The sequence below is a fragment of the Micromonospora sp. NPDC049060 genome, assembly GCF_040649055.1.
Lineage (GTDB): Bacteria > Actinomycetota > Actinomycetes > Mycobacteriales > Micromonosporaceae > Micromonospora > Micromonospora reichwaldensis.
The window spans coordinates 1-8690 of sequence record NZ_JBEZEV010000146.1 but is presented as its reverse complement, the minus strand read 5'-3'; the positions used below and the strand labels follow the sequence as shown (position 1 = coordinate 8690).

Genomic DNA, 8690 nt, shown 5'->3' with positions numbered 1-8690 from the left:
TCACCGGCGCGTTCGACATCGCCGGCCGGACGCTGCGGGACATCCTGGTGCCCCGGCTGGACGTGACGATGCTGCCCGAGACGATGTCAGGTCACTGCTTGAGCATGTTGTCCAGCAGCAGGGCGCAGCGGATCAGGCCGAGGTGGCTGTAGGCCTGCGGGTGGTTGCCCAGCCCGCGCTCGGCCATCGGGTCGTACTGCTCGGGCAGCAGGCCGGTCGGGCCGGCGGTGTCCACCATCTGCGAGAACAGCTCCTCGGCGTCGGTACGCCGCCCGGTGCGCAGGTACGCCTCGATGAGCCACGCCGTGCAGATGTGGAAGCCGCCCTCCCGCCCGGGCAGGCCGTCATCCCAGTGGTAGCGGTAGACGACCGGGCCGCTGCGCAGATCCGCCTCGATCCGCAGGACGGTGGAGAGGAAGCGCGGGTCGTCGCCGGGGAGCAGGCCGGAGAGCCCGATCCACAGCGACGAGGCGTCCATGTCCTCGTCCCCGTACGCCACGCTGTAGGCCTCGACGGTCTCGTGCCAGCCGTACTCCAGCACGTTGGCGCCGATGCGGTCGCGCAGCTCCACCCACTCCGGCCGGTCCTCGCCGCCGTGCTGGCGCATGACGTGCAGCGCCCGGTCGACGGTCATCCAGCACATCACCTTCGAGAAGATGTGGTGCCGTGGGGGGAGGCGGGCCTCCCAGATGCCGTGGTCGGGCTCGTGCCAGCGGCGGCGGACCGCCTCGACCATGTTGTCGAGCACCCGCCACTCGTCCTCGCGGACGGAGCCGCGGGCGTCGGCCACGGCCGCGATCAGGTCCGCGATCGGGCCGAAGACGTCGAGCTGGAGCTGGTGGTTGGCGAGGTTGCCGACCCGGACGGGCCGGGAGCCGGCGTAACCGGGCAGGGTGTCGATGACCGCCTCGGCGCCCAGCTCGTAGCCGTCCACCGTGTAGAGCGGGTGCAGCCGCTCCGGGTGCCCGCCGGTGCGCTCGATGCACCCGTCGACCCAGCGCAGCAGCGCCTCGGCCTCCTCGATCGAGCCCAGGTCGACCAGGGACCGCGCGGTCATCGCCGCGTCCCGCAGCCAGCAGTAGCGGTAGTCCCAGTTGCGGACGCCGCCCAGCTCCTCCGGCAGCGAGGTGGTCGCGGCGGCCAGGATCGAGCCGGTGGCCTCGTGGCAGAGCCCGCGCAGGGTCAGCGCGCTGCGGACCACCAGGTCCCGGGCGGTGCTCGGCAGCCGCAGGGTGGCCACCCAGTCCTTCCAGGGCTGCTCGGCCAGGGCCTGCCGCTCGTGGACCGACATCCGGTGGTGTTCCAGGCTGTGCGTGCCGAAGCGCAGCTCCAGCACGACCTGCCCACCGGAGGCGGAGAGGTCGACGACCGCCTTGGCCGTCTCGTAGCCGCCGTCGTTGGTGACCTGCCACTCGACCCCGGGCGAGTAGAGCGCGACCGGCTCGTTGGAGCCGAGCACCAGCAGGCCGTCGCCGACCGGCTGCAACTGCACCGCGACCTGACCGAACTCGGGCCGGGGCGCGAACTCCAGGCGGGCCCGGCCCGAGCCGGTGAGCACCCGGACCATTGTCGAGTCGCCGGTCACGACGGCCGGGCCGTCCGGCGTGGTCTCCCGGGCCGGCTTGTCCAGCCAGTCGGTGACGGTCAGACCCGACCACCGGGTCTCGACGGTCATCGTCCCCGAGCGGTAGCGCTGCCCGAGCGGGATGCCCCCGCGTTCCGGGGCCACGCTGAAGTGCCCGGCGGGGCTGCCGCCGACCAGGTCGGCGAAGATCGCCGCCGAGTCCGGCTTGGGGTGGCAGAGCCAGGTGACCTTGGCCTCGGGGGTGAGCAGGGCCACGGTCCGCCCGTTGGCCAGCATCGAGTGCCGCTCGATGGGCACCGCGCGCTCGCCGAAGAGCCAGTGCCGCCGGGTCTCCAGCAGCAGGCCGAGGGCGCGGGCGGCCTCGATCGGCTCGGCGACCCGGTAGCCGGCCCGGGTGTCGCCGGGGCCGATCTTGATGCCGACGTCCGGCCCGTGCAGGTTGCCGAAGGCGTTCTCGTCGGTGACGTCGTCGCCGATGAAGAGCACCGCGCTGGCGGAGAGCTGGGTGCGCAGCTGGTCGACGGCCGTGCCCTTGTGCGTGGCGACCACCGACAGCTCGATGACCTCCTTGCCCTGGGTGACCGTGACGTCGTCCCAGGTGGCGGGGCCGCTGCGGACCGCCTCGATGGCGGCAGCCGCGATCTCGGGGGCCACCCCGCGGGTGTGCACCGCGACGCTCGCCGGCTTGCGCTCCAGCCGGATGCCCGGGTGGGCCGAGGCGATCTCGCGCAGGGCGTCGCGCAGCCGGGTGCGGACCGCGATCAGCTCGGGGGAGAGCCGCTCGACGAAGCCGATGTCGAACTCGGAGCCGTGGCTGCCGACGAGGTGGACCTCGCTGGGCAGCCGGGAGAGGGCGGCCAGGTCGCGCAGGGCCCGCCCGGAGACCACCGCCACGGTGGTCTGGGGCAGGGCGGCCAGCGCCCGGACGGCCGCCACCGACTCCGGCAGCGGCACGGCCTTGCTCGGGTCCTCCACGATCGGCGCCAGGGTGCCGTCGTAGTCGCAGGCGATCAGAAGCTGGGGTACCCGGGCGATGCGGCCGATGGCCGCCCGCAGTTCCGGGTCCATCGTGCCGGCCGCCGGGGTGACGATCTCGCTGGCGGCGTTCACGCGTCCTCCGGTTGAGGCACACCGAGCTCGGTGAGGAAGGACTTCGCCCAGTGCCCCACGTCGTGGGTGCGAAGATGGCGTTGCATTGTCCGCATTCTGCGGCGTGCCTCCGGCTTCTCGACGTGCACGGCCCTCAGCAGGGCGTCCTTGACCGCGTCAGGGTCGTGCGGGTTACACAGGAACGCCTGACGCAGCTCGGTGGCGGCGCCGGCGAACTCGCTGAGCACGAGTGCACCGCCCTGGTCGGCGCGCGATGCGACGTACTCCTTGGCTACCAGGTTCATTCCGTCTCGCAGCGGGGTCACCATCATCACGTCGGCGGCGGCGTACATCGCGGCGAGTTCAGTGCGACTGTACGACTGATGCAGATAATGCACCGCCGGCACGCCGACCCTGCCGAATTCGCCATTAATCCGGCCGACCTCCCGCTCCACCTTCACGCGTAGTGCCTGGTAGTGCTCCACGCGCTCACGGCTGGGCGTGGCGACCTGCACCATGACCGCGTCGGGAACTGTCAACTTTCCGTCAGCCAGCAGTTCGCGGAAGGCCTTGAGCCGCAACTCGATGCCCTTGGTGTAGTCGAGCCGGTCGACGCCCAGGATGATCGTCTTCGGGTTGCCCAGCTCCTCGCGGATCTCCTTCGCCCGGGCCTGGATCGCCGGGTCGGCGGCCAGCCGCTCCATCTCCTTCGTGTCGATGGAGATCGGGAACGCGCCGGCCTTCACCTGGCGCCCGTCGACCTGGATCATCTGCCCCTCGTAGCGCAGCCCGAGCAGGTGCCGGGCCAGCCGGACGAAGTTCTGCGCGGCGAGGCGCTGCTGGAACCCGACCAGGTCGGCGCCGAGCAGGCCGCGCAGGATCTCGGTGCGGAACGGCATCTGCATGAACAGCTCGATGGGCGGGAACGGGATGTGCAGGAAGAAGCCGATCCGCAGGTCGGGCCGCAGCTCGCGGAGCATCGCCGGGACGAGCTGGAGCTGGTAGTCCTGCACCCAGACCGTCGCCCCCTCGGCCGCGACCTCCGCCGCGGCCTCCGCGAAGCGGGCGTTGACCAGGCGGTACGCCTCACGCCAGCGGCGCTTGTAGGCGGGCGTCTCCACCGCGTCGTGGTAGAGCGGCCAGATCGTCGCGTTGGACTGGCCCTCGTAGTAGCGCTCCAGCTCCTCCGCGCTCAGCGGCACCGGGTGCAGCCGGATGCCCTCCAGGTCGAAGGGCTCGGGGGCGGCGCCGGTGCCGCCGGCCCAGCCGACCCAGGTGCCCTGGTGCTCGGCGAGGACGGGGTGCAGTGCGGTCACCAGCCCCCCGGGGCTGCGACGCCACTGCCGTCCTTCGGGGGTGCTCACCTCGTCGACGGGTAGCCGGTTCGCCACTACGACAAAGGAGCTGCGGACGGTCACGTTCGGCCACCTCCGGGTGCTGACGGGTCAACCGCGAATGAGCGTACTGAGCGTAGCTGCGGCTTCTGGGGCCCCGTGCCGGAGTCACCTACCCTTCCCACGATGGTCCAACCCTTGGCGTGATCTTGTCGATACCCCTGCTCGGAAGCAGGGGTGGCGCGACGCGTCCGGAGCTTCGGGGGCGGGGTGATGTGGGCGCGACGCCGCGTACCTGTCAGGATTGAGGATGGCGTGCGTGCGGCCGGCCACCGGCCGGCGGCGGCGGGCGGAGGTCGAAGCCCGCGCCCGCGCCCGCCGACTCAGTCGCAACCCTACGGAGGTAGCCCGCACCGTGGCCCAGTACATCTACGTCCTGGAAAAGGCGCGCAAGGCGCACGGCGACAAGGTCGTGCTCGACAACGTGACGCTGAGCTTCCTGCCGGGGGCCAAGATCGGTGTGGTCGGCCCCAACGGCGCCGGCAAGTCCAGCCTCCTCAAGATCATGGCAGGGCTGGACAAGCCGAGCAACGGCGAGGCCCGGCTGATGCCCGGCTACACCGTCGGCATGCTCGCCCAGGAGCCCCCGCTCAACGACGCCAAGACCGTGCTCGGCAACGTCGAGGAGGCGGTCGCCGAGACCAAGGCCAAGCTGGAGCGGTTCAACAAGATCGCCGAGCAGATGGCCACCGACTACTCCGACGAGCTGATGGAGGAGATGGGCCGGCTCCAGGAGGAGTTGGACCACCTCGACGCGTGGGACATCGACTCCAAGCTCGAACTGGCGATGGACGCGCTGCGCTGCCCGCCGCCGGACGCCGACGTCACCCAGCTCTCCGGTGGTGAGCGCCGCCGGGTGGCGCTGTGCAAGCTGCTGCTGGAGGCGCCCGACCTGCTGCTGCTCGACGAGCCCACCAACCACCTGGACGCGGAGAGCGTCTCCTGGCTGGAGCAGCACCTGGCCAAGTACGCCGGCACCGTCATGGCGATCACCCACGACCGGTACTTCCTGGACAAGGTGGCCGGCTGGATCCTCGAGCTGGACCGCGGCCGGGCCATCGGCTACGAGGGCAACTACTCCACCTACCTGGAGAAGAAGGCGGCCCGGCTGGCCGTCGAGGGCCGCCGCGACGCCAAGATGAAGAAGCGGCTCACCGAGGAACTGGAGTGGGTCCGCTCCAACGCCAAGGCGCGGCAGACCAAGTCCAAGGCCCGACTCGACCGCTACGACGAGATGGCCAACGAGGCGGAGAAGACCCGCAAGCTCGACTTCGAGGAGATCCAGATCCCGCCGGGCCCGCGCCTGGGCAACACGGTGATCGAGGCGCAGAACCTCAGCAAGGGCTTCGGCGACCGGCTGTTGATCGACAACCTGTCGTTCTCGCTGCCGCGCAACGGCATCGTCGGCATCATCGGCCCCAACGGCGTCGGCAAGACCACGCTGTTCAAGACCATCGTCGGGCTGGAGCAGCCGACCGGCGGCGAGGTCCGGGTCGGCCCCACCGTCTCGCTGTCGTACGTCGACCAGAACCGGCAGGGCCTCGACGGCGACAAGAGCGTCTGGGAGGTCGTCTCCGACGGCCTGGACTACCTCATGGTGGGCAAGGTCGAGATGCCGTCGCGGGCGTACATCGCGGCGTTCGGATTCAAGGGGCCGGACCAGCAGAAGCCGACCAAGGTGCTCTCCGGCGGCGAGCGCAACCGGCTCAACCTCGCGCTGACGCTGAAGATCGGCGGCAACGTGATCCTGCTCGACGAGCCGACCAACGACCTGGACGTCGAGACCCTCTCCAGCCTGGAGAACGCGCTGCTGGAGTTCCCCGGCTGCGCCGTGGTCATCTCCCACGACCGGATGTTCCTCGACCGGGTCTCCACGCACATCCTGGCCTGGGAGGGCGACGACGAGAACCCCGCCAAGTGGTTCTGGTTCGAGGGCAACTTCGAGGCGTACGAGAAGAACAAGATCGACCGGCTCGGCGCGGAGGCGGCCCGCCCGCACCGGGTGACCTACCGCAAGCTGACCCGTGACTGAGCGCGCGGACCGCAGCCGATCATGAGCGACCGCTTCGTCTACCACTGCACCCTGCGGTGGTCCGACCTGGACGCGTACGGCCACATCAACAACTCGCGCTTCCTCACCCTCTACGAGGAGGCGCGGGTGGCGTTGATGTTCGCCGGCGGCCGGGCGTGGGGGGTGGGCTCGTTCGCCGACGGCGTCGTGATCAGTCGGCACGAGATCGACTACGTGCGCCCGGTCGAGTACGCCCTCGGCCGGGCCACCGCGGAGGCCGCCCCCACCGTGCGCATCGAGCTGTGGGTGGAGGAGATCCGGGGCGCGTCGTTCACCGTCGCCTACGAGCTCTTCGACGGCGAGGTGCTGGCCAGCCGGGCCCGTTCGGTGCTGGTGCCGTTCGACCTGACCCGGCAGCGGCCCCGGCGGATCACCCCGGAGGAGCGGACGTTCCTGCTCACGTACGCGCCGCAGGGCGGGGTGGCGTGACGGCGGCCGGCGGGCCCCTCGCCCCGGCGGGGGCCGGTGGCGGCGGGACGGTCGCCGGCGGGCACGGGATCGCCGACGCGGCCGACGCGGGGGCCTTCCTGGCCCGTCTCGTCCGGCTGGACGGCGACGCGCCGGTCCGGCTCAGGTCGGCCGGCGCGACGGGCCGTACGGCCCTCTGGGGGCGTCTGCCGTGGGGCGTGCTGGTCGTCCGCACGGTGGCCGGCGACGGCCCCGGCGACGCCACGGTCCCGGCCCGCGAGTTGCTGGCCGAGCTGGCGGCGAACGGTGCGGCCCTGCCGACGCGGCGGGACGAGCGGTGGCGGTGGCCGCTGCCGCCCGCGGCGAGCCGCCGGGTGGAGACGCTGCCGGGCGTGGAGCTGCGGCGGATCGCGGCGGCGGCGGCGGGAGCCCTGCGCGACGCCAGCACCCACGGCGTCGGCGGGCGTGCGGTGGGGCAGCGGGCGCTGCGGGACGCGCTGCTCGACCACGTGCCCGTGGTGGTCACCCCCGAGGACCCGCCGGGCGAGCCGGTCGAGGTGACCCAGCGGATGGTCCAGGGGTTGATCCGGATGGGCTTCCTGGGACCCGCCGAGGGGTCGGCCGGGACGGTCGGCGGGGGCGACGTCCAGGTGCGAACGGTTGGTCGATGGGTCGGCCTGGTGGGACCGTACGGAGCGATATGGTCGCAGAAGGCCACCGAACTTGCCGTGCGGCCCCTCTGAATTCATCCGTTCGGCTGACCCTCGGTCATTCTTCTGTCCTGGGGCTGCCGTTGGGGGGGTGCTTCAACCCGGCTGTCCGGGTACCGTCCATCCTCGGATCCAACGCAACGTAGGCGAGTGGATCCGCTGGGGAGTGAGGTGCGCGAGCGATGCCGTGGTGGTCATGGCGCCCCGGTCCCGCCAACGGCGGCGGCGACCCGGAAAGGCGGAGCGGGGTCACAGTGGAGAGCACCGTCCGGGTCGGACCACCGACCCCCCGTCAGCCGGGAGACGACTGCCCGCCGACGGAGCGAGCCGTGATCGCGGACATGCCCGCCACGGTCGAGCCGGTCACCCTACGCCGCGTCTGCGACGCACTCGACATGCTCGACGTGCGCTACCTGGCCGACGGCGACGGCAACCTGCTGGCCATGTGGGAGCGGCACGCCGTGCTGGTCACACTGGAGGGTCCGGAGGACGAGATCCTGGTGATGCGGGCCCGTCCACACGCGACGGTGCCGCCGGACTGGGCCGACCGCGCCTACCGCGTGGTCAACGAGTGGAACCACACCCGCCGCTTCTGCAAGGCCTACATCGGCGACCCGACCGAGCGCGGCCAGCTGCCGATCTACGCGGAGTTGCAGGTGCCGTTCGGTGCCGGGGCGCACGACGCGCTGCTGGTCGAGATGCTCGACTGCGGCGCGGCGGTCGCCACCAGCTTCGTGGACTGGCTGCACGACGAGGGCGCCCTGCTCTGAGGCACCGGACGCCCGCCGGGCGATCCGGTGCCCGGGCGAACGCCGACGGACGGCCCGGCACCCGCCGGGCACCCGAGGGTCGGCCCGGTCAGGCCGGCCCCGCCGGGTCCTCCATCGCGTTGACCATGAAGTAGGCGGCCCGCTCCAGGTAGTCCCACAGCGCGGTGGCGATCTCCGGCGGCAGGTCGAGCCGGTCCACTGCGCGGCGCATGTGCAGCAGCCACGCGTCCCGCTCGGCGGCGCCGATCCGGTAGGGCGCGTGGCGCATCCGCAGTCGCGGGTGCCCCCGTTGCGCCGAGTACGTGTTGGGGCCGCCCCAGTACTGCATGAGGAACAGGGCCAACCGGTCCGCGGCCGGGCCCAGGTCCTCCTCCGGATACATGGGGCGCAGCAGCGGGTCGTCGGCGACCCCGGCGTAGAACTCGTCCACCAGCTTGCGGAATGTGGGCTCGCCGCCGACCGCTTCGAAGAGGGTCATCGACGCACCGGGACGGTCGGACTCACCTGCGGCATTCACCGTTCCATCCTGCCAGGTGCCATGTCGGGCGAGCGGGGGGTGCCGGCTGTGGGTCGGGTCACCGCGTGCCGCCGCCGTCCCGCCTCGCCGGGGCGACCGCCCAACGGGCCGCCGGCCCGCCGGACCGCTCCTCCGCGGGCCGCCCC

Annotated in this window: 7 protein-coding genes; 4 read left to right on the top strand and 3 right to left on the bottom strand. The window is 71.9% G+C overall.

Annotated elements, in window-relative coordinates:
* Positions 1-91 precede the first annotated feature (91 nt).
* Positions 92-2695: a trehalose-phosphatase gene (gene otsB, locus AB0B83_RS29495; protein ID WP_357580907.1), complete on the bottom strand. Its 2604-nt coding sequence runs from the start codon at positions 2693-2695 to the stop codon at positions 92-94.
* Complete coding sequence (locus AB0B83_RS29490; protein WP_357580906.1) at positions 2692-4092, bottom strand: trehalose-6-phosphate synthase; 1401 nt, start codon at positions 4090-4092, stop codon at positions 2692-2694. The genes otsB and AB0B83_RS29490 overlap by 4 nt, the downstream gene beginning before the upstream one ends.
* Before the next feature lie 331 nt (positions 4093-4423).
* Between AB0B83_RS29490 and ettA the strand changes: the two genes are divergently transcribed.
* The 4 genes from ettA (at position 4424) to AB0B83_RS29470 (ending at position 8027) form a co-directional block, all read left to right on the top strand.
* A complete protein-coding gene (ettA, locus tag AB0B83_RS29485) occupies positions 4424-6100 on the top strand; it encodes an energy-dependent translational throttle protein EttA (RefSeq protein ID WP_311414377.1) in 1677 nt (558 codons plus the stop codon).
* Between the two features lie 21 nt (positions 6101-6121).
* Positions 6122-6568 (top strand): thioesterase family protein, encoded by a 447-nt coding sequence (locus AB0B83_RS29480; protein ID WP_132239327.1) that lies wholly within the window; start codon positions 6122-6124, stop codon positions 6566-6568.
* Between the two features lie 68 nt (positions 6569-6636).
* The gene (locus AB0B83_RS29475) at positions 6637-7290 is read left to right on the top strand and encodes a hypothetical protein (protein ID WP_357580908.1); all 654 of its coding nucleotides are present in this window, start codon (positions 6637-6639) and stop codon (positions 7288-7290) included.
* 149 nt (positions 7291-7439) lie between these two features.
* Complete coding sequence (locus AB0B83_RS29470; RefSeq protein WP_088998782.1) at positions 7440-8027, top strand: YbjN domain-containing protein; 588 nt, start codon at positions 7440-7442, stop codon at positions 8025-8027.
* An 88-nt stretch (positions 8028-8115) separates the two neighbouring features.
* Here AB0B83_RS29470 and AB0B83_RS29465 read toward each other — a convergent pair whose 3' ends face one another.
* Positions 8116-8505: a globin gene (locus tag AB0B83_RS29465; protein WP_357580905.1), complete on the bottom strand. Its 390-nt coding sequence runs from the start codon at positions 8503-8505 to the stop codon at positions 8116-8118.
* Positions 8506-8690 lie beyond the last annotated feature (185 nt).

Bases quoted from the DNA above. Each gene is read 5' to 3' on its own strand.
- AB0B83_RS29470 (WP_088998782.1), top strand. From the start codon at position 7,440: ATGCCGTGGTGGTCATGGCGCCCCGGTCCCGCCAACGGCGGCGGCGAC.
- AB0B83_RS29480 (WP_132239327.1), top strand. From the start codon at position 6,122: ATGAGCGACCGCTTCGTCTACCACTGCACCCTGCGGTGGTCCGACCTG.
- AB0B83_RS29465 (WP_357580905.1), bottom strand. From the start codon at position 8,505: ATGACCCTCTTCGAAGCGGTCGGCGGCGAGCCCACATTCCGCAAGCTG.